Origin of the sequence: Vibrio tetraodonis, assembly GCF_003350295.1 — a bacterium.
In the GTDB taxonomy this organism is placed as follows: domain Bacteria; phylum Pseudomonadota; class Gammaproteobacteria; order Enterobacterales; family Vibrionaceae; genus Vibrio; species Vibrio tetraodonis.
Genome location: NZ_QLYY01000013.1, coordinates 146,439 through 169,659, shown reverse-complemented (window position 1 = coordinate 169,659; position 23,221 = coordinate 146,439). Strand labels below are relative to the sequence as shown.

Annotated in this window: 14 protein-coding genes; 4 read left to right on the top strand and 10 right to left on the bottom strand. The window is 45.8% G+C overall.

Annotated elements, in window-relative coordinates; all coding sequences use genetic code 11:
* Positions 1-727: 727 nt before the first annotated feature.
* Entirely contained in the window at positions 728-2,110 is a 1,383-nt protein-coding gene (locus DPF90_RS10420) for a DEAD/DEAH box helicase (protein ID WP_114786273.1), read from the bottom strand.
* Complete coding sequence (locus DPF90_RS10415) at positions 2,104-2,661, bottom strand: hypothetical protein (RefSeq protein WP_114786272.1); 558 nt, start codon at positions 2,659-2,661, stop codon at positions 2,104-2,106. Before DPF90_RS10415 ends, DPF90_RS10420 begins: the two co-directional genes overlap by 7 nt.
* Positions 2,662-2,755: 94 nt before the next feature.
* Here DPF90_RS10415 and DPF90_RS10410 point away from each other — a divergent pair, with 94 nt between their 5' ends.
* The gene (locus DPF90_RS10410) at positions 2,756-2,962 is read left to right on the top strand and encodes a helix-turn-helix domain-containing protein (RefSeq protein WP_114786271.1); all 207 of its coding nucleotides are present in this window, start codon (positions 2,756-2,758) and stop codon (positions 2,960-2,962) included.
* A 377-nt stretch (positions 2,963-3,339) separates the two neighbouring features.
* Here DPF90_RS10410 and cas6f read toward each other — a convergent pair whose 3' ends face one another.
* The 8 genes from cas6f to DPF90_RS10370 form a co-directional block, all read right to left on the bottom strand.
* A complete protein-coding gene (gene cas6f / locus DPF90_RS10405) occupies positions 3,340-3,939 on the bottom strand; it encodes a type I-F CRISPR-associated endoribonuclease Cas6/Csy4 (RefSeq protein WP_114786270.1) in 600 nt (199 codons plus the stop codon).
* A 2-nt stretch (positions 3,940-3,941) separates the two neighbouring features.
* The gene (gene csy3 / locus DPF90_RS10400; RefSeq protein WP_114786269.1) at positions 3,942-5,000 is read right to left on the bottom strand and encodes a type I-F CRISPR-associated protein Csy3; all 1,059 of its coding nucleotides are present in this window, start codon (positions 4,998-5,000) and stop codon (positions 3,942-3,944) included.
* Positions 4,972-6,894 (bottom strand): type I-F CRISPR-associated protein Csy2, encoded by a 1,923-nt coding sequence (locus DPF90_RS10395; RefSeq protein WP_114786268.1) that lies wholly within the window; start codon positions 6,892-6,894, stop codon positions 4,972-4,974. The genes csy3 and DPF90_RS10395 overlap by 29 nt, the downstream gene beginning before the upstream one ends.
* Entirely contained in the window at positions 6,895-8,079 is a 1,185-nt protein-coding gene (locus DPF90_RS10390; RefSeq protein ID WP_114786267.1) for a TniQ family protein, read from the bottom strand.
* A 494-nt stretch (positions 8,080-8,573) separates the two neighbouring features.
* A complete protein-coding gene (locus DPF90_RS10385) occupies positions 8,574-9,524 on the bottom strand; it encodes a hypothetical protein (protein ID WP_114786266.1) in 951 nt (316 codons plus the stop codon).
* A gap of 1 nt (position 9,525) precedes the next feature.
* Positions 9,526-14,091 carry a chromosome partition protein MukB gene (gene mukB / locus DPF90_RS10380; RefSeq protein WP_114786265.1) on the bottom strand — a complete coding sequence of 1,522 codons (4,566 nt, stop codon included), beginning with the start codon at positions 14,089-14,091 and terminating at the stop codon, positions 9,526-9,528.
* The gene (locus DPF90_RS10375; RefSeq protein WP_162814021.1) at positions 14,084-14,863 is read right to left on the bottom strand and encodes a chromosome partition protein MukE; all 780 of its coding nucleotides are present in this window, start codon (positions 14,861-14,863) and stop codon (positions 14,084-14,086) included. The genes mukB and DPF90_RS10375 overlap by 8 nt, the downstream gene beginning before the upstream one ends.
* Positions 14,860-16,134 carry a hypothetical protein gene (locus tag DPF90_RS10370; protein ID WP_162814020.1) on the bottom strand — a complete coding sequence of 425 codons (1,275 nt, stop codon included), beginning with the start codon at positions 16,132-16,134 and terminating at the stop codon, positions 14,860-14,862. Before DPF90_RS10370 ends, DPF90_RS10375 begins: the two co-directional genes overlap by 4 nt.
* A gap of 411 nt (positions 16,135-16,545) precedes the next feature.
* On the opposite strand from DPF90_RS10370, the gene DPF90_RS10365 reads away from it, so the two are divergent.
* The 3 genes from DPF90_RS10365 to DPF90_RS10355 all read left to right on the top strand — a co-directional run bounded on the left by DPF90_RS10365 (position 16,546) and on the right by DPF90_RS10355 (position 23,218).
* Positions 16,546-17,457, top strand: coding sequence for a BrxR family helix-turn-helix transcriptional regulator (locus tag DPF90_RS10365; protein WP_114786262.1), 912 nt, complete (start codon positions 16,546-16,548; stop codon positions 17,455-17,457).
* Between the two features lie 809 nt (positions 17,458-18,266).
* Complete coding sequence (locus DPF90_RS10360; RefSeq protein ID WP_162814019.1) at positions 18,267-18,737, top strand: hypothetical protein; 471 nt, start codon at positions 18,267-18,269, stop codon at positions 18,735-18,737.
* A 59-nt stretch (positions 18,738-18,796) separates the two neighbouring features.
* A complete protein-coding gene (locus DPF90_RS10355; RefSeq protein WP_114786260.1) occupies positions 18,797-23,218 on the top strand; it encodes a PAAR-like domain-containing protein in 4,422 nt (1,473 codons plus the stop codon).
* Positions 23,219-23,221: the final 3 nt, after the last annotated feature.

Sequence of the window (23,221 nt, the reverse complement as noted above, 5' to 3'; positions counted from 1 at the left end):
AGGAATACTCGATAGTTACTTGATAATTAATGTGCATATTTTGCACATTAATTATGTTCTATAGCCAAAAGCACGCACTTTGAAACGGCTTGGTACAGTTTTGAGTTCATTCATTACGCAACTTGCGTTTCGCAAGCTGCGTAATAACAGTGAAAGATTACCTGCTAGTCGGCAGCCAACATGTAGATTGATAGTAATAAGCCCCGCATTAGCGAGGCTCGATGATGTTTATTTGTAGTACTGGTGACGCCTTTTAGAATTGTGCTTCCAGCACTTAGCAACATCATATACATATGCTGGATGGTCATCCCAAGGGGTAGCTAGTGATTTTCCTTTAGCAGGTCGTAATTTAAGCGGGTACTCACTGTATTCAACCTTGTGGAGAAAAAAATAGCTCTTCTCCTGCTTGGTTGAAAAATGTTTGTGGGTTCCACTACGTACGCTGGGATACACATCCCATAGATAAGCTTCCATGCGCCGTATTGCGACGTCGGTACTGTTGTTTTAGCTTTTTCATATACCCTCCAGGTTAACATTACCTAGAAGAGATCCTCAGCATAATAGTTCATTACATTCCTATGTTACAGCTGGTCATATGAGAATTAGTATAGCAATCTAAAGTTTGGATCCTATTGAAATTAGCAGGCTAAATTGTCATTAGTTGAGACTATAATTCGAAACAGCTCTGCTAATAAAGCGGTACTCTAGCAGGCAGCACCTAGACGATTTATACATACCTAAATGCCTCAATCACCCTTTGTTTGAAACGGTTTAATATGACCTCGGTGCTATCGTAAGTATTTAAATTGTGAGTCGAGAGTTCGGAGCGATCGCTTTTCCAGAGTAGATTTTGCTTGGAGACTGTGGGTATACCCTGACTTGAAAAAGGGGCATTTACCTCATTCGCTAGAACGTCGGTATAGTCAGAAAGATCTTGTTTAACCTTGATATACATACAAGTTTCAGGAATGTCATTTTCTATTTCCTCTGCAAATCGGTTCAAGTTTGGTTCTGCAAATGTATAGAACCACGCCTCTTGATTTGCACATGGGGTCGTTCGAAGGATACGCCCTAGAATTTGCCTGAAGTAAAGTTCCGTTTTCACGTTACTTAGATGGCAACATACCTGAAGACGTGGTATATCAGTGCCTTCGCTTACCATCCCAACACTCACAATCCATTCAGTATTACTTTTTCGAAATTGGTTTATTAAATCTTGAGCATTTTGCTCTCTGTAGGTGACTAAACTTGTCGACTGATTAAAATCTTCTCTCAGGATTTTATCTATGTATTTTGCGTGCTCTACAGAAGAGGCAACAATGAGGCCACCGGCATTTTTGTTGGTTCTTCTGATTTTTTGTAAGCGATTAACTGCTTGACTCAAAATGTGAGTAAGGGCGTCAACATTTTGTATTATCAACGAATAACTGACTTTCCCTTTCTCGATTAGTTCGCTCATTGATCGATAGCTATCGCGAGTTTCTGAACCTGAAACTACTGAGTGATGACAGTCAACTAGGACAATTTTGGGTTTGCGGCATACCTTATCCTGTACGGCCTGGGCGAGTGAGTATTGATAGTCGCAGACTATCTGGCCTTCAGGATCAGTATATGAGGCTAAGGTAACTGGTGTGAGATTAGATCTCCATGGTGTCCCTGTTAATGCTAGAGTATATTTGGCCGCGGCCTGAACCTCTGTGAGTAGGCTTTGTCCCCAAGAGTTGCTGTTCTCTTGGTTGTCTCCGCCGCAATGGTGTATTTCGTCAAAAACACAAAAAACACGATGCTTCGCTAGTGTCGACCAAAACGTAGGCGGCAAGAATCGCATTGATTGATACGTTATTGAACATCCAACGGAACCTATTTTTCCATCAAACTCACAGGCTAGGACCGATGAAAAAGAGTCTTTGATATTATCTGAAATTTCCTTTGATGGTGAAAAACAGACAACGATATCGATTGAATTTGATTCGAATAGTCTCCTCGTAAGAGTGGCGGCCATGAGCGTTTTTCCGGCCCCAGGTGTCGCTTGCGTGAGAAAATGTTTGTTACCGATGGAAAACTTCTTTACTGCGGTTTCTATACAATCATTTTGCCAAGGCCTTAACATGTTGGTGCCTCTTTACTTCTAAGGAGAGCTAACACGCCACTTCGTACATTCAGTTTAGCCATGAGTGTTGCTGCCTTTTGAGCTGTTTCGGAATATGATGGGCGCAGAAGAGAGTTTAATTCAGCAGATCTTCGCATCAGATCCTTGTATTCTTCTATCTCAGCTAACGTGACAGTGAGTTCGGCTTCAATATCTGTTCTTTCTTTTTCTAGCTCGGCAGATATTGAAGAATAGCAGTTGTCATTTTGTTGCGCTTTCTTAACCAAAGTGCTGCCTGAATTACGTTTATCGATAAGCTCAAAATCGGCTTCATGGAAGAGGTCGGTTTTTGTAAAAACTTTTTTGCGCCCAGTCCCCTTGCAGACAATTAAGCCTGCCTCAACAAGAGATTGAAGCTGTCTTGCAACGAACAGGCGAGCATTATTATTGTTCCCGTATTTACTAGAATTTGATTGAATGCTGTTCCTGACTTCGATCACACTGAAGTGATTTAAGGAAGGTAAAGATAGTGTTTGATAGATATCGCTGTTAATTCGATGCTTTATGTTCATTGGAAACGTTCAGATTGGATTATTTTGCGGATTATAGTCCGTGGCAATGTTTGCATCAAGCGTAGATAGTTTTTCATTTTGTGAATCGATTTAAATGAAAGACTTAGCGAAACGGTTTGGAATCAACCTACGCAATAAACGCCGAGATCAAGGTGTGCCCCAAGATCAACTAGCTTTGCGAGCAAACATTGATAGAAGTTACGTTGGGAGAATTGAACGAGGGGAGGTAAACATCACACTTGAGAAAGCCTATCAGTTGGCGAAGGTACTCGAGTGTGATGTTAGAGAACTTCTTCCGTAGTTATCTACTTATTCAGCAGTAAATTGTTCTTGTACTCGAATGAAGGTGGTTCGTTTATTATCAGCTACTTCTCAGTAGTGATTGGGGATTATAGTCCTCTTTTTGGGCTAAAGCAAACAGCAGAGCGGCTGTTTGGGAAGTAACGGTGTTGATGTTGTGGGTGCACTCTACCTATTCGGCAGTTCACACTTCATTCACACGTATCACTCAGGATTACGAATTATCAGCTACCTACTCGGCAGTTCACCGTTATCAATTAAAGTTTAGCTCATTATTTTCAACTAATTAGATGCTAAGAAGTGCTTTTTACCCTTTTTCTTACAGTATATTAAAACACTAATAGTTTCAAATGGTTGTAGCGACCTAGAAAATAAGGGTCAGATTAAGGGCACAGGTTGAAACGAGTTTTCTGAATTTGATAAGCCATAGCTACTAAAAACCGAATTCCCCTCACGGTGTTGCTCCGAGAGCATCCTGATATTGAGTCGAAAGTTGCGGTTCGTCTGCTTGCTTGACTCCCCAAGTGAGTGGTAGTGCGCTGTTACATTATGCTCTTTTTGAGCAAAAGATGATGGGTCAAACGATTCGCCTCTAGATAGAGCCCGCTTCTCCAGGCGTCTGATTTTCCTTGCCTGCCCAGCTGGTGTGACTTTATCTATGGATTGGCAGCGCCTAAATGAAACGTACGTACAATCTTCTGGGATGAGGTCAGTGTTTGATATATGAAAATATTGAAGTTGTTCCATTTGGACGAAATAGTGCTGTTTAAGCAGTAAGTCGAGTTCTATCTTGTTCTTGCTGACAAATGAAATCTTCTTTCCAACCGTCACATCACACCAAAGAGGAAATGAAACACCGATATTTCGTGTCTCATACTGATAGTTAAATCCATGTAAAACGTGAAGGCACTTTGCAGCCAGTGTCTCGTTGTTGCATCGCTCTGGAAGAAAGGTGATTGTTCTGTAATACCATTTCATGTTTAGTCCCCTTTGTGCTGGAACATCCCGCCCTTAATCAAGTTTGCTATTAAGAAGTGCATATCGTTGATAGTGTCTTGATCGGCAGCTTTGTTAGCGCTCAACACTTGAATATAGTGCTCTGCTTGTTGAAGTATCGAGAAAAAATCCTTTCCTGTAGACGGATGACGGTAGCAAGTAACATCTTCACTATGAACGCCAAACCGTCCGACCCGGAGTGGCTCTGTTGCTTCAGGATACCAGTCGTCAATGGTTGCAATAGCTGCTCCCGTTTTAAAGGCACCTAGTATTGGCGTTCGTTCACCATCAATAGTTGTACTCTGAAAAACTCGACTGTTTTGAGATTTAGATTTACTTTTACTGCCACTTTCTTTTTCTGTGAAAACTTGGCTTGGCCGCAACATAGCATTGGTTGGCAAGTGCAAGGTGGCTTTGATTTCAAATATCGCCAGCCCATTAGTACTAGAAAATGCGGTTTTGATTATTTCAACTATAGCAGGCCAATCTTTATTATTTTCAAAGTCTTGCCGTGACATGTAGTTATTACGGATATCCTCAAATTTAACCTTTTCCTCGTTCCATGGCCAAGGAGTAAGTTCAATGTTCCAGCAATAAGCTTTGCGAGTATTTTTCCACAGCCATTTACCGTTGCAAATATTCATCAAATATCGGGTTGCTAGCTCAGTCCAGCCGATTTTCGTTTCGTAGAGCTCGATCAGTTGTACCAATGTTTGTTTGACAGAGCTTGAACTGCATTTATACGGTTTGCGTAGTTCAGAGCAAAATGAGACGGAGAAACTGCATTCGATATGACTACCACCATATGGAACGTGGCAGAAATCGACCTGATGAGGATTCCCTTGAGCCAAAGCCTCAGCTGTAGCGCTTTCTTTGGGGTTACCAGATGAATCATAGGCCAACGACGCCGTTTCCATTTGCCCGAGCAGAGTTCGAGATGTGTAAGTCAAAGGTGTTTTTTTATTATTGGGCCAGACGACGAAAAAGCAGACATCTGATGGGTCAATAGAGCGCTCATAGGCAAGATTCGTCGGTAGTTTCATCGTTGATAATCCTTGGCTGTACTATTAGGTAGTTTTGATGGTTATTTAGCGACCAAAAGATTGTTTTGGCATCGGTCTCTGAGCTAAAGGTGATTGAATTAATGAGCCCAATAATGCACTCGGCGAAAGCGTGTTTGTAACCTCTGAGAGAGTTTGGTTTATCTTTGGGCTCTTCTAACAAGTGGTAACCGACACAGCTTGCCATAAGGTGATGGTCTTTTTTTATCGCCGTCAATAGATCACCGAGGTTATTGCTTGGCTGTACGTAAAGTGATAACCACCTACCAGCTTCCATTGGCAGAGATTCGATAGCTGCTTTTAATGTGGAGAATGAATTGATATGTTTAAGGTCATCTATTGCAATTTTTGCTGAACCTCGAGCCAATCGCTTTGGTAGTGATGTAACTAACGTAGATTGGTCAATACGGTGAGCAAAGTTGGTGTTTAAAATAAGACTAAATACGACATCACACTGCCAGTCATCACGGGTTGCGGGAGCGGATATAGTTCCGTTGCCTTTTTCCACAAACTCTGCTGTCAAACCTCGCTTTTCGACATGTAATTGGTGGACGCATATCGCAAAGGATTCGACACGAAAGATTGACGTAGCGCGATTTATATTCCGCTCGAATGCGTGAACGAAGCCAAAGAAAGCGGTAAGTGGCGGAATCCCCACCGTTACCGGAGAGCTTAAAGCTGTTGCGCCACAAACCCTGATATTCGGTAGAACTAAAAACGATCCACTGGCATGCTGCATGCCATTATTGATTGAATGAGAGAACTCTCGTTTCAAAAGCTCAATAAAGAGTTTGGTCATCGCTGGATCGTAGGCAAAATGCTTGGTGGCTCTTAGGCAAGATAAGTTATGATTCAAATGTTGGATAAGTATGTTCGAATCAAGGGTACGGTCTTGCAGCGCAAGCCAAGCGCTGACCATCTTTTGAATCTCAATTTTGTATTTTTTACGGAGCGCCTTTCGTGCATTTTCAGGTATGAGGCGTTGATTAAGTCGCTGGTACTGTTTCAATGATTGAACATGTTCTGATGTTAACCAACTTCGCTTACTGTTTAATCGGTGATGAGAGGTACTTGAAAACTTAGCTCTAGACCTTAACATTCTAAATGCTCCGCCACATGTCATTGACGTGACACCCATGTTGGTGGTTCGACTAAACCGCGTTATCGCGCTATGCCGATATTCATCTTGGAGCCCTTGATGAAAGTGGCTTTGCATAGTCTGAGATGCAACAGGTGATAGTGAAATATAGGACCCTTCGTTGTCGGGTAGAGAGATTTGCGTCAGGTGATTTGGTGCTAGTGTGACATTGATGGTCGTGTGAGCAATTGACGCTAATTTTTTTGCCATTTCTTTTCGAGTTTTTTGATAGCAACCCAATTTCGTTAAAGTTTTCCAAAGAGGATGATCAACATCTTTAAGAAGCTCAGCCAAGCATGATATCACCCCGTTCCAACAAAACTCATTGGTGAGGAATGCGCTCTTATTTACGTATTTTGAATCATGGCTATATGACCAATGATATGGTGAGATTTTTGAAGAGGAGAGTAGAAAGCTCGGTAACTCACCTAGCGCTTGGGTTCGAATAATGCCTTCAGAACGTATATCAGGAAATTTTGGGTTATGGCTATGTCGATAGTTAACGCAATTTACGCAGCTAGCCCACCATTTTTCATCTCGAAGTTTGTGCTTGCATTTGGCTCGATCGAGCAGGTCTTTCTGAACATCAGTCTTATCGGTTAAATTGACTAATATCGTCAGTGCATCAAGCTCATTACCATCAATTGCAATATGCGGTGTTAGTGGACGAAATGCTCGCTTAAGCTCAGTCGTTAAGTCGTCAGGATTGGATACGATTAGCTCTTTCAGAGTTTGCATTTACCACCTCGATACATAGAACGAACGGTTAAACTCATCAGTTTGGAATTCAGCTAACCAAAGACAGAAAATATCGCCGAAATGAAATAGGTAATCGTGAACCTCCAGAGGCATATTGGGTTTAGTTTTACGATTTGGCATCAAGATGCGCTGTTCAACCATGGATTCTATCTGATCTAGGCTACAATTTAACAATACAGTCGCTTCTAACGCGTTCATTTTGAGGTTCGCGATTAATCCCTTGTTTTGCCATAAACGCTTTTCTAAGTGGCTGAGAAGCTCACCTAGGACGATATTGTTTTGAAGATTCCGTTCAGGTAACCGAATTGAACCGAAAAACAACCGACCAAGAAGATCTTTTAATCGCAATTCAGATGTGCTGACAATAGCATGCTCAAGATTGAATTCGATTTCATCATCGATCATTGAATGGAACGATGTTGGCCAGTTTGAGAAAAACTGGGTGAATGAACAATGGTCAAACTTGTCGCCATTAAGGTGTGTCCACCAATGAATTAAGCCCCAGCGATAGCTTCGAGGGACGTCTGGTAGATCTTTAGATTCATTGCCTGCAAGCCAGTTTGCAACAGTGGATTTTGCCTCGTTATTGTTCTCTCGACTCTTTACGATGATAGGTTCTTTGCAATTGCTACAAATTCCTTTTAAACCAGATTTTCGGTAGTCATATTCTGTTCCACAGACGCAGGAGAGGGTCAGAGAAACATCATGAATGTGGCAGTAATCGTATCCCTTAAAATGCCAAAGGTAGTTGGCGTAGCCATTTTCTTGTAGGCACGAAGGACAGCAGGGTGTGGAGTTAGTCCGAAGCAAACCGCGAGGAAAGACTTCTGCACCTCTAACAACCGCGCTAGTTGACGGCGAGTATTTCATGTTTGTTCTGTTAATTGCCAACCCTAGCAACTCGGGTGGCTCATTAAACGTTAATTGAGCGAGCTTAAGGAGTGAAGCTGTTCGGGAACTGGAACTACTACTGGCCGAGCATGGGTTTATGCGGGTTATATCCGTTGGAAAGGTCTGATAGCCGTGATCGTCAATGCCTTGTAAGAAGCGTTTGGTGGATTCTAGGAAGCGATGGATATCATCATAACCATTCTTGTTGGCAACTCGGATAAAGAAGCTATCTAAGCTTTCATCATTGTGTGGCGTTGGCCTTTGCAAAAACATACAGCTCCCCCCTTGAGTTCAATATAGGAGCTAACAGTATGATTAACAGAGTTTTGTTTGGGATTGAGATGCCTGACACAGTTTTTGAAATTGAATAATCGCGCATAGCATTTTAAGACGTCAAAATGGCAACTTTCCTCGGTTGGCTTGGGAGAGGGGTTCTAAGATTTCAGAGACTATCGAGCGTGTGCGATAGGCATCACCAATAAATTATTCCTAGTAAACTGGAGGGGCTTACCTAGCAGTTACAGCCAGGACGTACAATATAGCCGTAACATGCCTTTGCCCCAGAAGCTTCTTAGAGATCGAACAGTCTTTAGTCTCTCGTTCTGGACGTCACGAGTCGAAGTGAAGTTAAAAAAGATAAGTGATACATAGGATCATAATAAGTGCCACTCTGGTGCGTTCAGTTTGAGAGCGGTGATCTCACATTCGACCGTTTCCGAGCGAAAAGTTGGGATGCGCCACCAGAGTCAGTCTGGTGGTAGCGTTAGTTAGTTGAGTGTCACAATACCCAGCTCGTCGCTGACCAAGTCATTTAGCGCTGCATCGCATCGGTGATCTAAGACAAGGACTTCTTGCTCAAGCCAGCGCTGCACATCACGAAGTCCCGGTAGGCTTAAGGATGGGGCGTCAAGCCAGCCACGCTTACTCGCGCCAATCATCTCACGACTGCGCTGCGCCGCCTGATCCTGCCAGTAATTGGGAAGCCAAATGCGTGCAGGACGTCCCAGCTTGTTCGCCATTGTTTGGACAATCGATAGGCCATTCGGATCATAATCAGGAAAGGCCACCCAAGGTACGGTGGCGGGTAGGGATGCCAATAGCTCTGTGTGGGTAAGATTAAGGCCAGGTACATACAGCAGAACAAGCCCCTCAACCAAAGGCAGATCGACAAAAGCGCCAAGATTTTCAACTGTCATGATGAGTTTGATGTCCGCAAAAGAGAGCCTGTGCTTTCCACGCCACAAGCGCTCAGGGATAGTGCACTCTGAGCGTGCCTCTGTTTCTTCATCGACCGATTGTTGCCAACTTGGGTAGGTGACGGTCAATCCAGTCTTGCTGCTTCGCACTCTGATCACTTCATCGCTTGTCACGGCTTGCGTCGGAAGAAGCGGTTCGCTTCGGCCAGACTTGCTGTCTCCTCGCCAGGCCGCAGCACATTTGTGATGAACGAGTTCAGTATTACGTACGATAGCACCGCGCGCCTTAGTTGCATGACCCTCCTCTAGGCCGATTTGTTGGCGCAATTGGTCAAGTCTCTCTGGGTTGTCTAAGTGCCACAGTCGTCCTGCGCAATGGGCGATGCGCAGCGACTCGAGATGGGCGAGAAGTGGCCCATCTTTTTGCCGTTCAATGACTTTTTTATTGGTGGCAAGTCGGGTCAGTACTTCGGCTACTTGCGTGCGCGGCAGACCCAACTTTTGCAATAAATCGCTACTCATACTAAGACTTACCCAGGATGCCGTTTAGCACGTGCTCACTGTCGACGGTGAGCTCAGTGCTGTCTTGCAGCCCGGTGATCTGTACCCAAGAGCGGGCTTCATAGTCTTGACTTGGATTTTCAAGATTGACGCCATTAGGCCAAACGCGCACCAACTGATACCCCAATCCGGTGATTTTACCCAGTGTTTCAGGCGCGGCCATCAAAAGTTGAACCCCGCAGCGGCGGCAGAGCTCGGAAACCGTGGCTTGGCTTTGCGCATCGAGGCGGCTCACCTCATCCATGACTAAAGGGATTGCAAATGGCTTCTTTCCATGACCTGCGCTTCCCCAGTGCTTGATGATGCTGATCAAAACAACGAGGCCTGATCCAAGACGTTCGCCAGTCGATAATTGAGAGCCCTCAAGATCTTCATATTCATTGCGCCCACGTCGGCGGATCTGCGTCTTAACCCTTAAGTAATTACGGTGATCGAGCAGCTTCTCGCCCTTGATTTCACCGGCTGTGGCTCGGTGGAAAAGGTCGGACAACGCTTCTTCGACTGTGCTGGCGTCGGCAAATAGGTCGTCCATGAGTTGCGAGCCTTGTTGAAGCGCTTCGAGCACTTTATCGAATTTCGGCACATAGTCGGTGACAAGACGTACTTCCGCAACTTGGCCAAAACCGATGCCATTCAATTGAGCGCTGAGCTTGCGAACCGCGCGCTGCTCATCGGTTATGCGTTTCGCAATGGCATCCCCCAGTTCGCTACGCTTGGTTTGGAACATCTCCTCTGCGTTATCAAGAGATTTTCGGGCCATTCGGCACGCCTTGTCCAGATCCATAAGCATTTCCTGAGGATCGCCGCTCTGGATAAGGTCTTGACGTATGCGTCGCTTAAGTAGGCTAACGGCTTCGCAGTAAAGATGCGATAGCGCGACAAGATCAGTGCCGGTGAGTGTTTGTCCAAATGCCAGCATGGGATCGGTAACAGGTATTCCGTAGTCTTGCGCACAGCCGTTGACTTTGCTGATGAAGCTGCGTGCTTTCTGAAATGCGGTGTCTCTTTGGTTGATGGCGTCAAGTTCGAGCATGGAAGTCATTGTGTCTTTTAGGACGGCGGTGGTTCCATCATCTGAGATCACGCCCATTACCGATTGGCGCTCGGTTACAGCTTTCTCGTGATGGGCTCTCGCTTGCGCTTCTTTTTGTAGGTTTAGGTCAGCGTCACTGCGTTTTTGTTGATGGTGCTCCTTGGCTTTGGAGAGCGATTCACTGTGCGTATCGGCGCTGCGCTGCGCTGATTTATACTCATCCTCAAGCCAGGACTTCTTTTCTTGCAAGCGCTTTTCGAGACCAGGTGAGTAGTCAATGCCAACGTCCTTTAGAGCGACCTCAACGCGCCCTAACTCAGACTCAAGGTGATTAAGTTTGGCGCTCACTTCGATACTGCGCTTCTGCGCGCTATCGCGTGCAGTTTCCGCCGCGCCTTTGTTGCACTCAAGCTGCATGGCTTGGCTTGCGATCTGCTTGGCTTGCTCTTTCAAGGCGTCCTGTTTATGGCTGGTGTCTCCCAGTAAGGCTTTTGCTTGGGAGTACGTTTTACCAAGGTGGAATCGCACCTCATGGAGTGCCTCCATGCTTCTGAGTTGGTCGCTGGCGGCTTCATAGCGCGCTTGCTCATCGAGTACTTGTTTCTCAAGTGATACAGGATCGTTAGGATAGGGCTGTTGTAGGAGTTTCCATTCGGTATCAATGTTTTTAAACAAGGGTGAAAACTGGTTGATCTCTAGCTGCGCTTCCGTGCAACGTGCGATAGCCGCTTCACACACGGTAATGTCTGCTACGATGTCGCGATACAGGCTGTGGGCAAACGGCTCACACTGCGTCAATATTGATAGGCTATGTTTGACCGCATCCTCTGTATTGCAAAGCGACTGATATTCCATTTTGGCTTGTGAAAGGGCGCGCTCGATGTCTTTGATCTTCGTTTTTGCTGCGTCTAGATCGGGTTCGTCAGCAAAAGCGACAGTGGCTTTCGGTAGAGCCATTCGCAACGCTTCAATGTGTTGCGTCAGGGTGGCGTGCGCATCGGTAGCATCACTGCGATCGGATTCGTGGCGTTCAATCTGAGACTCTAGGCGGGTGATGAGCGCTTCTCGCGCTTTATCTCCCAGCACTGGAGCATCACGAAGTTGACTGATGCGAAGACCCTCGCCTGACGTTAATACGCACCAAGGCGCTTCGGTGCTTTCATCAGCGCCAATAAACGTCGCGGTGATATCTTCAAACAGTTCTTTGTCTTCAAAGGATTCATTCCATTGAGAAATCGGGCGTCCGCTTGGGATAAGTACCAAGTCTTCCAACGGCCAATCATCACCATAGGTCGCTAGTAAGGTACGCGAGGCTGCGTGAGGATCTTCCACCAAAATGCCGCTCATCAGGCTCCCAAGGGCGGCTTCCATGTAGCGCGCATCTTCAGGGTCGATGTCGTTAAACAGATCGCAAATAGGGAGCCCATCAACGTCTGAGGCTAGGGTTCGAAGCAGTTCAAGGTGACTCGAGTCGCGGTCTCTTAAGATCTGAAGATCAGCACTGAATTTCAAAATAGCGGCGCTGTGCTCGGTGATAGTTTCGGTTAGGGCATCGTTTTCTATTCGAAGAGTTTTTTGTAGTTCGAGACAATCGTTGCCTGTCCAACTTGCTTGATCAGGGTAAGCTTGGGTCAAAAGACGAACTTGAGGCTGCAGTTGTGACCAGGTTTCGTGCTTGGCTTCGGTCTGCACCAGCTCAATGTTCAGTCGTTGTTGCTGCTTTAGCAGCTCGTCGCATTGGGTTTTGGCTGCGACTACGTTCTGACCGGCGTCGTCGACTTTCTGGCGATACAGCGTAACGGCCTGCATGAAGGTAGGGACGCTATCGGGTTGGTTTTCCAGTTCAGTAGATGTGAGTAAAGTCCGATATTTTTGTTGGGTTTCAAGCTCGATATTTAAGGCTTGAAGTTTCTCTTTTTCATACGGCTCGTTGGCTGCGATCAGTTGGCTCTCTTGGAGGTGGCGTTTTTTCGCCTGCACCCAGTCTTGAAGGTTATTAGGATCAACCGTTTCTCCAATAATTGAAAGCTGCTTACTGAACTGATGATAGGTCTCACGGATCTCGTTCATCTGTTGCAGTTGACGCTCAAGCTCGTTGAGGTTTTGTCCGCATTGGGTTTTAGTTGCGGCCAAGGCCTGCATAGGGTCTTGTAAGTTGTCTGGGTCTACATGGCCATGAAAGGCTTCAACAGCTTTGAGTTGGCGGCACGCAAACTCATATTTTCCAGCGCGCTCTGATGTGATCTCAAACGCTTTGACCGCATCGGCTAATTGCTGTTGCGTTTCTGCAAGATCTTGCTGGGCTTGGCTGAGTGCCTCGGACGCACGTTGGTAGTCTTGCTGCGCATTTTGATGCGCGTTTTTTGCCAGCTCAGCTTCCGGTGTAAGGGTGTTGAGATCTTCTTTGAATCGTTCGCGACGTGCGAACTCATCAGCCGCAACCATAGCTAATCGCAATCGCTCTTCGGTTTTGTTGCGCTTTTGTTCGAGTGTATCGCGGGTTTGTCGCAGTTGCTCTAGCTCAGCGCCTAATTTTTTTACTGTCGCTTGCGCCTTGTCGAGTGCCTCATTGGCTGCAATGCGCGCTCCTTGTGCTGATTCGAGCTGCTCATCGGCCAAAATCAGTTGTTTTTCCGCCACTGCCCAGCCGAAGGATGAGGCCTTTGTAGCATGCTCTAAAAGCTGCTTAAAAAAGGTGTAATCCTTTGAATTTTTCGAGAGCTCAATGCGCGTTTGACGCACCACTCGCATGGAGTCTTGCAGAACATCCACAACCCCTTTTATGTTACCTCGGCTATGCGACATCAAGTAGCTGCTCAAATTGCGCTCGATATTGGAATCAAGCCGGCCGCTCATTGCGCTGTGGAACACCTGCGCATAATTGGCCTTGTCCTTGTCCTTTTGCAATGGCTTGGGCAAGATCCCGTCATTAAAGAGATCGAGCAAGTACCCCTCTACGCTCTCGTAAGTAGTTAACTCACAGCCAAGAGATGCAGCGGTATCCCGAACCATGTGAGGAGTTAGAGGCCGCCAGCTATGGCCTTCTTGCAGGGCAAGACAAGACATAGGCTCAACGCCTTTGGGTAGAACCAAGCGCATACGGGTCATCTCAATGTTGATGCCACTGGATTTTTTTGCGTGGATCAAATAAAGGTGCCTTTGCTGACTGCGGGTTTGCACCTCCAGTGCCACCATCGAAGGGTTCCCCAGACGATGAAACATCTCACTATCAGCCAGTTTCTGAGTCTTTTGAAATGTATCTGATGTACCAAGAGAAACAAAGCGAATGTCCCCCATCAGGGCCAATTGGTAGGCACCTAGTATGGTGGTCTTGCCCGCGCCATTTTCGCCAAGCAGGCTGACTGTGTTGCCAAAGCTTGAATAAGCGCTTGGAGACAACAACTCTTGCAACTCAACGAGATCGAGCGTTCTCACTGTAATGCCATTCAGGTTCACAAGGCTTAAAGAACGCAATATTGGAAATGCCTTACTCATCGGTATCGTCCTCGTTATTGTCTAAATCAAAAAGGTCTAGGTTATCGGGCGAATCGTCTTCCACGCGGCTAGTCCAGTGCGGACGCTCAATCATAAGATCATCCTCGGTGTCGGCTTGTACTGTGCTCGACACCAAATACCCAGCTCTGCTCAGTTCAATCAGTTTGTTGGGGATCTCGTCGGCGGTGACAATGCCTCTTAGCGGGTCGATAAAGCGATAGATGGCGGCAGTGGTCATGTACTGATTTGTGGCGGTATCCATACGGATGAAGCTTTTACGATTGAGGTCTCGAATGCATTTCATCACCTCATCCCGAATTTTGACTTGGTCAAATTGGGTGCTGACGGTGGTAGATCGACGGCTACCAAAGAGATCTTTAATTCGCTCTTCTGGCAGCTTTTCTATTAGTCGGTCAATCAAATGATCGACAGCGACCCAGTCTGAGCTTTCAAGCGATTGACGTAAATCCAACTGCATCGACACCATGGTAAGGCCAACGACCATGGACAGCTCACTCATGGTGCGGTGAGGCACGCCAGTTCGGCGCTGCATGTGACTGTAATAGACCTGTTCAGGTGAGCAGCGCAGTGTGATGTAGACGCTTGACAAATACGCTTTCAATGGCTCGTAAGCCGCGTTAACAAAGCTGTGGAGTGTGTCGTCTTCTGGGACGATATTAATGCCTGCACGCAGCATGGTGTCTACCTGTGAAAATAAGGGGTCTGCCATGACATCGAGGATCGATTCGTACGTTTTGGTTTCTTCATTCATGTGTCGCTCTCCGATGGGGCTCGGCCTTGAACCCATATATTTTCAATAAAAATGTGGTTGTCTTCATCGATAGGCACCCAACCTGGGTGGATCAGTTCGCTTGGCATCGGTGCAATTGTGGTGATGGCTTTAAGAGTCAGCACGGCCAATCGATGGCGATCCGTTTCGTCAAAGCCATTGTCTTGGGGTTTTAAGATCCGGCTGAGAAGGTCGGCGAGATCTACTCGGTGATGTTTTTTCAGAGCTTGCTCGGCAATTTGGTTGGCCAAATCAACCAACAAGTGTGTTGGGTTTTGTCTCACTACCCGCTCTTTTTCCATTTCCAGTACTGGCAGACTTTCATCGACCGGCGGTGGGGGTGGTGACCACTCACGCATGAGAAGGCATGGCTCTTGATACGGCAGTGCCAAGGCCCAAGAGTGGCCTTTGGTAGACTCAATGGCAGAATCAATAAGGTGCGCGAGGTTCGCATTCGGATCGATGGTGAGGCGCAGCCGGATACTTTGCATTACCCTATCGAGAAATGCGATAAGGTCAATCAGTGACATGTTGGCAAATTCGGATGTGCGCTCTAAAAATACCTCGATCTCTTCGAGGCTATTTCTTAATCGAATGGGCGCAGAGCGAAGCACTGCGGTTTGCTGTAGCGTGGCGAGGTTCATTATTACCTGATCCACACCCGTAAAGATTATGGTTTTCAAATCATTGATTTGGTGCATCAGTTCATCGGCGACATTCAAGAGTGCAGACATATCATCAACAATGGAGGTATTGATCTGCTGTTTGATGATTTGCTGCTCGTTAGAGAACTGAGCGATGAGTAATTCTTGGTTCTTAGAAATCCCGCCAAGCAAATCCTGGAGGGTGGGCAGGTACGAGTGCACCGCCTCATACCAAGCTTCGGGCTCTTCGATGTCTATGGTATTGACTTCACTGAGTAGCACCTCAATGCGTTTATATCGTTGACTGAGGCTCTCTTGTTGATCGAAGTTATCATTTTTAAAGTACGGTTTTAGCAGATCTTGCGCCAACTGGGTGAGGCGATATTGCGGGTTGTCATCGCGTATTGATGTCCCTGCAAACGTCATGATACGTTGTTCGACGCCCCATTTTAAAAAGTTGCTGACCCTGGACTCAGTGTGGCCTTCGTTGCGTCCAGCATAGGCATCGACATAGCGCACGACCGCTTGCACAGTCTCTTCATCAAAGCTTTGTTGTACGAGGTTGAGGCTATCATCGATGTCCCTTTCCCAAGCGTGCATGGCGGCCAAGTACAGATACTGATCCGGATCAATATCAAGCCGAGCACCAGAAACCAATAAGTTATTTAGTAATTGGTTAAGAGAAGATGGCGCATTATCGGCTTCCCTGGCGTTTGTCTCCGAGAATGCGTCACCGATGGTTTGCGCACCCTCGTAGAGTGTCTGGCTTTGTGTCATGGTCTATTTCTACTCTGAAGTAATTTGCACGGTGTGAGCTAAAGCGCATTCTAAGGTGATGTATTCGAGACATTTTATCCGCACTTATTTGCATTAAGTGTAGATCTGCATATGGAACTGGTCAAGATATTATATCAAAATGATATATTAAAAATGTAATTTTAGTATTTCATTCGTTTTAAAGCGACTCATGGTGTATAGTTCTGGTAGTCTAAGCAATGAATAAGTGGTTAGAGATGAGTTATGACGTTACATGCTGTAGGTAAGGATGGGGATGTGAGCGCGCAGATAACCCCACGCCTTGAGTATATTGATTTCAAGTTGTTCTTTACCGGTCGGGTAAGTCGAGCCGACTTAAACGCGGTGTTTGGGATCGCTGAGGCGGCGGCATCACGAGTGTTGACGCAGTACGCGACAATAAGGCCCAACAACAAAACACAAAAAACCAACACCATTCTTAGAGAGACATTTGTGCCTCTGTGCGCCTTTGACCCTGATGAGGCTCTAGGAATGTTGGCGAATGGGTTTAACCGATACTCTCGTCCTGTCGAGTCCGATGTGACGTCTGAGCTGATCGGGAGAATTCCTAATCAACTTAATCTGGAGAATGTGGCCAAGATCACCCGAGCCATATCGGGGCACTATGCCATTTCGTGCAACTACCTTTCCGAAAATAGTGATAACCATGACACACGAATCTTAGTCCCTTTGGCGATTATGCACGATGGGACTAGCTGGTTGTTTCGCGCCTTTGATCGATCAGAAAGTTCAAAGCTGGCATTTAAGAACTTTCATTTTGCGCGAGTGCGAGCCGTCAAGGAAGAATTAGAGTCCAATGAAGCCAAACAAAAAAGTGGGGAGGTTCTATCTCAAGATACGCTGTGGAACCTTAGGCTCCCTCTCGTACTGACCCTGCATGAGAGTTTATCTCAAACTCAGCGCATGCGGGTGATCACGGATTTTGGGATTGACGAAGGCGAAGAGGAACTTTACGTTACTGAGCGCGCGGCGTTTCGGTGGATCCTTGAGAAAAAGTGGTACATCGATGCTCGATCGCAGGCTCAGATAGATGAGGATAACCAAAAAGGCATACGGCGGTTTTATAAGTTTAAGCTGGCGAATTTAGCGACCATCGAGCAAATGGAAAACGCTTAGCGTTCATCGTGTCACACGAACCATTTGATGGAGAAAACGGAGGGAGTCGCTTTACCAAATTCGGCACTGAATGTCTGAACTGCGACTGCCTGTAAGAAAATTTGATTGTGGAATTGTAAGGCCTTGTCGTGCGCACCGTATAGTAAAAAACGCGAGTTACTTTAGCTAGCGGATCCAGAACGTTTCACCTACGAACCAAATACGACAACCTCTTACAAATTGCAGTGCTAAACATCAGGGGGGTTAGCTGTATTCTTTGCCAGATAGGTCGCGGACTAAGCTGGTTGTGTATATGGCTGGCTCACACTAAACAAGAATGGAATATTTTGGTCAGTATAACGTCATGTTTTAGTACAGAAGTTGTTGCTATAAAGCAAGATGATCCGTATTTTACTAATTTAGTACAGCCAGTGAAACATTTTTGTCCAGAGAAGTACTGACTGTGGATGAAACATGAAAATGTCCCAAAATAGTTAGAATAAATACTCTACACTGCTAAAGGTCAGATGTTTCCCCTACAAAACCTTGTCCAAATGAAGTAAACCTAGATATCGTTGCGATTCGTACTTATCATCTCTAAATCGCATACTTAAGCTATTAAAAACTGTGAACTTCTGCTGCCTTTTAAATTAATTTTCTTCCTTGGATAGGCTTTTTAACAGGTGGATTTAATTGACATTACTCAAATGCCCTAAATTAACATGGTAAAACGTGTCTTTCTCTGGTGATTTTAACATTTGTTGCTGTTATTTCGACATTTTTCTTTCTTCTCAAGCAATGGTAGATTCGCCATTATCTGTAACTATTATATGAGCATCATTGCAATGAGCACCACAGAGCAGGGACCTAACAACGTATTTCGTTGTGCGCGTGTTGGGCAAATTAAACAGGTACATTCTGATAACAAACAAGTTCTGATTGATTTTGAGGGAAATCCCTCGGGCGTGCCTATATGGGCAAGCACGAGTGGTGATTTTACGTCTGAGCAGTTTGAGCTTGCCATTGATAATCAGCTTGATTGCAAAATTGAGTTTATGAACATGGACCCTTCGCTCCCCATATTAAAGGACATTCTTGTGTCCTGTCTTGACAGAAGGTCGCTGACGCTCAAGGCAGAGACAATTGTTTTAGAAGGGACAAAGGAAGTCACGGTAAAAAGCCAAGATACCTCGACCCACTACAATGGGCGCAGTGGCAGAGTGACGACTCAAGCAGAGACGATCACCACAGAAGCGGTAAAAAGTCACAAGATTAAAGCCAGAAAAATCAACTTAAATTAACCTCGCTCAATAGTTAACACACTTTCATTATCAATCGCTTCCAAATACGAGAATAGAGTATGCCAGTTACTATCAACGCCAATGGATTAAGTATCGTTCACAAAGGGTCAGGCGGTGAAGCCAATGCGACCTCTCCTGATGTATGTTTAACGACAGTCGGCCCTGCGGTTGTGCCGATTCCTTATGGTAATAATGCGAAATCGGCCGATCTTGTTGAGGGTACCACTACAGTGAGCGCCGATGGTGGCAACAGCATTGCTATCAAAGGCAGTAAATTTGCGGTCAGTACTGGTGATGCTGATGGTGACCAAAAAGGCATTTCGTCTGGGACGATTGAAGATGAAGCCGAGTTTATTTCTGCCTCAGCCAATGTGTTCATCGAGGGTAAAGGCGTGGCGCGCCTGAGCGATCAAATGACCATGAACAAGGGTAACACAACTTGCATGGCTGGAGTGCAGAACCCCTGTGTGACGGTTGATCCTATGTTGGATATTCCTTGCAGTGTTGAAGTATGTGTACGTTACCCCAACGGCAAGCGTCTGACTAATGCCCCTTACGCATTAACCGATGAAGGGATTACGCCACTTGGTGCTGGTGCGTTAGATGGTTCAGGTAAGTCTTCTGTTTCTAGTTTAATGCCGGGTAAAGTCAAACTGGTGATGCAAGAGAGCCAAGATGATTTTTGTCTCTCTCCAGTTCGGCGCACCAATCCGCATTGCATTGAAGAAATCAGTGACGACGACTTTTTCGATAAGGCGCGAAAACGTAATCAAGGCTTTTGGCAACCGACACGGGTAGAAACGGGATTGGCACCATGGGGCGCAATTGGCCATGAGCTTACCACCGACCGCTATTTTCAAGATATTGTTGGGCTAGAAACGCGCCTGCATTTTACCCACGTGCACCCAGCAACCGAGTTTAGCTTAGAAAAATCTTGTGAGACCTTGGTTGGCAATCTAAATATGCCACTGCCACACACCACAGAAGCTTTGCTCGCCTATACCATGCCGATGATACTGGAAGAGGGTGAAATACTCTCGGCCATACTTCGTCTTGCGCCGTATGAAACCACAGATCGTTTGCTGGCTTTCATTCGCGCCCGTGGTGAGGGGAACCCGCAATCTTACCTTAACGATTATGATTGGGCAGCAGCGAAAAAAGCCGTGAATGAAAGCTTCGATAGCTTGCTGAAAAAGCTTCAATCACGGCTGGAGTTTTTGCGCGATCAAGCCAGCAAACTTAAATACGCCTATTTATCCGATGAGCTATTTAACAAGCACATCAACACCATTAAGACCTACGGCAAGGGGTTAACTGAGCTTATCGCAGGCGTATTTGCCAAAATGCAGCTTAGGGTGTCTACGCTAATGAGCAATACCGCCAACGTTAAGGTGATTAAAGCTGCTGACAACGTCTATTCTGCTGAAGCTGGGGTAATTGAAACCGTAGTCAACACCACACAAACCATCGACTTGGTCGAACCCTTTATGAACGAAGTGCCAGGTAAAATAGCCGACGTGTTGCCAATTTATCCAGTGCGCTATGGCTATGCCAACTTCTTTGACACCATTATGCCTGCCCAAGCGCCGCCCACTCTGCCAGAAATGGCCAGCGCTTCCGGCCTTAATGAAACTGGCGGTTATATCTTGCGCCTGTTGCGTGAAGGTTGGATTTACATCAAAGAGGAAGAAGGTAAAGCCGATAATCAGCAGATCCATATCTTCCGCTACGCGCAAACCGAAACCGCCACCGGCGTGATTGAAAAGTTTGAGAAGTACTATTTCACCAACGAAGAAAACGCCCAAGATGGCTTAACGCTCGATATATCATCCGGCGCGACTTTCTACCCGTTTGCCTTTGTCACCAATGGCACACAAAAAATCTCGATTGCTTACTCAGAGCACGAATGGGCCGCCGACATCATAGATAAGATGAACAGCGACCAAGAATGGCGCACCAAAGCCATGCAGCAAGTTGACATGGCCGCCAGCGATGACTTTAGCGACACCGCCACCCAAGATACCTTAAGTAGTTTGGTGGAAGATTACCGCAGCCATGATGTGAAATGGCTAGCGGATAAAAGCAAAGACAAGCCCAGCAAATACGGCTTGGATGTGTTCACCACGGCGAAAAACTACTACCTTGCCGCCGATGAGCTGGTTGAAACCATGCAAAAAAGTCACAGTGAACAAAAAGACGGTACTCTTATCGCCTTGTTTGATCCTGTCGGGCGGCAAGCGGAAATGTCCTTTGTGCTATCACTGTTGGTTACGACAGAAAAAGCGGCTGATAACACGGATACTTACCCTAGAGTTATCGGTGACATAATTCGTGAGCTAATGAAACCCGACAAAGATCCTGAGATCCGAAAAGCAGTGCAAGAAAACATCAATGTTGAGGCAATGACCAGTTTCTATGATGAGAGAGAAGCACTGTTTTCAGACTTTAAGACGCGAAGAGTTGAAATACTCAAGCTGTTTTCAATGTTCGCGTTTGAAGATTTAGCAGACGGTTCATTGGGTGCCCTTGATGCTTATTTCGATATGTATTTCTCCGAGGAGTCTATCGAGCCGTTTAAAGAAGTTCAGAAGCTCAACCACATTATGTCGAGTGTTATGGATGGTCTTGAGGGCACTCAGGAAGGTCATGATACGGCCATTAATATGATGAACTTGGCTTATGAGCAAGGTGCAAACAATATTTACCTGACTTACGAAGAAAAGCTCAAGCTGATCCTTCTTCAATGCCAAAGCACAGTTGATTGGGCTGAACTGGCTGCGACACTCGCCGATACAACGCCTAATCTCCTAAAATTCTTCTGGAGCTGGGTGTCAGCGCTCGCCACCTATGGCTCAGATACGGTGGCTAAGACCGCCTTAAATTTAAAACCAGCGGCCTATTCTGGGCTACTCAACTTTATCCCCGATTTCTTTGAAAAAGGCTTTGGTATTGTTGAGCAAGGCGGGAACGTTAGAATTACTCTGGAGGAACTCGGAAAAATACTCGCCGAGCACATAGATTCGGTAGGGAAACGTCATTTCAAAATGACCAGAACGCAATCGGTAATGCCAGCCGCCACCAAATTAATCAAATGGGCTAGTGTGGAAAAAACAACCACGCTCCCTCGGCTAGAGACAGAAGCAGATAATAAAGCGGTCTCGTATTTAAAGCTGCCTAAATACGGACACCGTTTTGCTAATTTTGACGCAGACACTACGGCTAATTTGCTGGGTAAAACAGCCGATGGAGCCATCTCTATGCTGTCTTTAAGAGCCAATATCGATATGCTAGTGCAGTTGACTCAATCCAATCAATTTGAACAGGCCGACCCGACAAAAAGTCACGATTGGTTGTCTGCCAGTCAAGATTATGCGTTGGCAGTTGCCGCGTTATCGGCCGCGATTGTTGACCATAGTGCGGCCCAAAGAGCGCAACTGCTATTAGCCAAAAAAGCCCTGAACTCCGAGAAATTCTATCAAGCCGTATACGCTGGCTTGCCTGGGCTGCTTGGCGCGATAACAAAAGGAGGCGCACACGCGGCCACTCGGGTAATTGACCGTCGGTTAGAGCAGCTTTCATTGCTAGTGCAATCTAAGATTATGTCAGGCTTGATTGGTGCGTCGAATTTAGCACTTGTTGCCTCCTCAGCGGTAGATGCTGTAGATGCGTATGAGACGGGAAATACAGGACTGATGTATGCCAACATCAACTCTATGATAGCTTATTCCATGTTTGCTACAGGGCCCCTTTTGGCGTTGAGAAATATCTCCTCAGCGACCATTAGCTCTGGGTATTTTGCTTTGATAGGTTTCTCCCTTTTGATTGTAGCTGAGTCAATGAAACTAAAGTATGGCAAGACTGAACTGGAAAATTTGCTGGTTCGATGCTTTTGGGGTAACAGTAAAAATTACTCTTTCTGGTATTTTGAACAGGGTGGTAAGTTTAATATGCAGCAAAGGTTGGATGTCGCAGCTAAAAGACACCATGAATCAAAATTTAGTTTGGCATTTGAGATAGAACAGCAAGAGTTTATGAACTTATTATTGCGCCCTGAGCTAAAAGTCTGGGTTGAGGAGGATTTATCACGGACCAAAAAAGTCTATGGTTATCGCATTGCATTGCCCAGTTATATAAAGGGGCAATCCAATCTTATTGGTATGGTATGCAGCAAAAAAATTGTGGATTATATTCAGCCAGTCAATCGTAAATGGGTTGAAGATGAAGTGGCAACAAAAGCATTTAAACAGGCGCTTAGCGCGGCGGCCAACAGTGAAGATTTCCTCCAATCTGAAATGATTAATGGAACCTTATATTTGAATTTTTCGGTTGAGATGGACAATAAGCCAGATGAAGAGCTGCACTTGCATTGGTACTACCAACAAAGCCCAGATATTATTGTGCCCAAACGTATGCTAACGTCAGACGGCGTTCTTGAAAAAACGTATTATGGAATGATTGATGATAAACCAAGCAATATTTAGCAG

Excerpts from the sequence above, each read along its gene's own strand:
- DPF90_RS10420 (WP_114786273.1), bottom strand. The coding sequence starts at position 2,110 with ATGTTAAGGCCTTGGCAAAATGATTGTATAGAAACCGCAGTAAAGAAG.
- DPF90_RS10415 (WP_114786272.1), bottom strand. The coding sequence starts at position 2,661 with ATGAACATAAAGCATCGAATTAACAGCGATATCTATCAAACACTATCT.
- DPF90_RS10410 (WP_114786271.1), top strand. The coding sequence starts at position 2,756 with ATGAAAGACTTAGCGAAACGGTTTGGAATCAACCTACGCAATAAACGC.
- cas6f (WP_114786270.1), bottom strand. The coding sequence starts at position 3,939 with ATGAAATGGTATTACAGAACAATCACCTTTCTTCCAGAGCGATGCAAC.
- csy3 (WP_114786269.1), bottom strand. The coding sequence starts at position 5,000 with ATGAAACTACCGACGAATCTTGCCTATGAGCGCTCTATTGACCCATCA.
- DPF90_RS10395 (WP_114786268.1), bottom strand. The coding sequence starts at position 6,894 with ATGCAAACTCTGAAAGAGCTAATCGTATCCAATCCTGACGACTTAACG.
- DPF90_RS10390 (WP_114786267.1), bottom strand. The coding sequence starts at position 8,079 with ATGTTTTTGCAAAGGCCAACGCCACACAATGATGAAAGCTTAGATAGC.
- DPF90_RS10385 (WP_114786266.1), bottom strand. The coding sequence starts at position 9,524 with ATGAGTAGCGATTTATTGCAAAAGTTGGGTCTGCCGCGCACGCAAGTA.
- mukB (WP_114786265.1), bottom strand. The coding sequence starts at position 14,091 with ATGAGTAAGGCATTTCCAATATTGCGTTCTTTAAGCCTTGTGAACCTG.
- DPF90_RS10375 (WP_162814021.1), bottom strand. The coding sequence starts at position 14,863 with ATGAATGAAGAAACCAAAACGTACGAATCGATCCTCGATGTCATGGCA.
- DPF90_RS10365 (WP_114786262.1), top strand. The coding sequence starts at position 16,546 with ATGACGTTACATGCTGTAGGTAAGGATGGGGATGTGAGCGCGCAGATA.
- DPF90_RS10360 (WP_162814019.1), top strand. The coding sequence starts at position 18,267 with ATGAGCATCATTGCAATGAGCACCACAGAGCAGGGACCTAACAACGTA.
- DPF90_RS10355 (WP_114786260.1), top strand. The coding sequence starts at position 18,797 with ATGCCAGTTACTATCAACGCCAATGGATTAAGTATCGTTCACAAAGGG.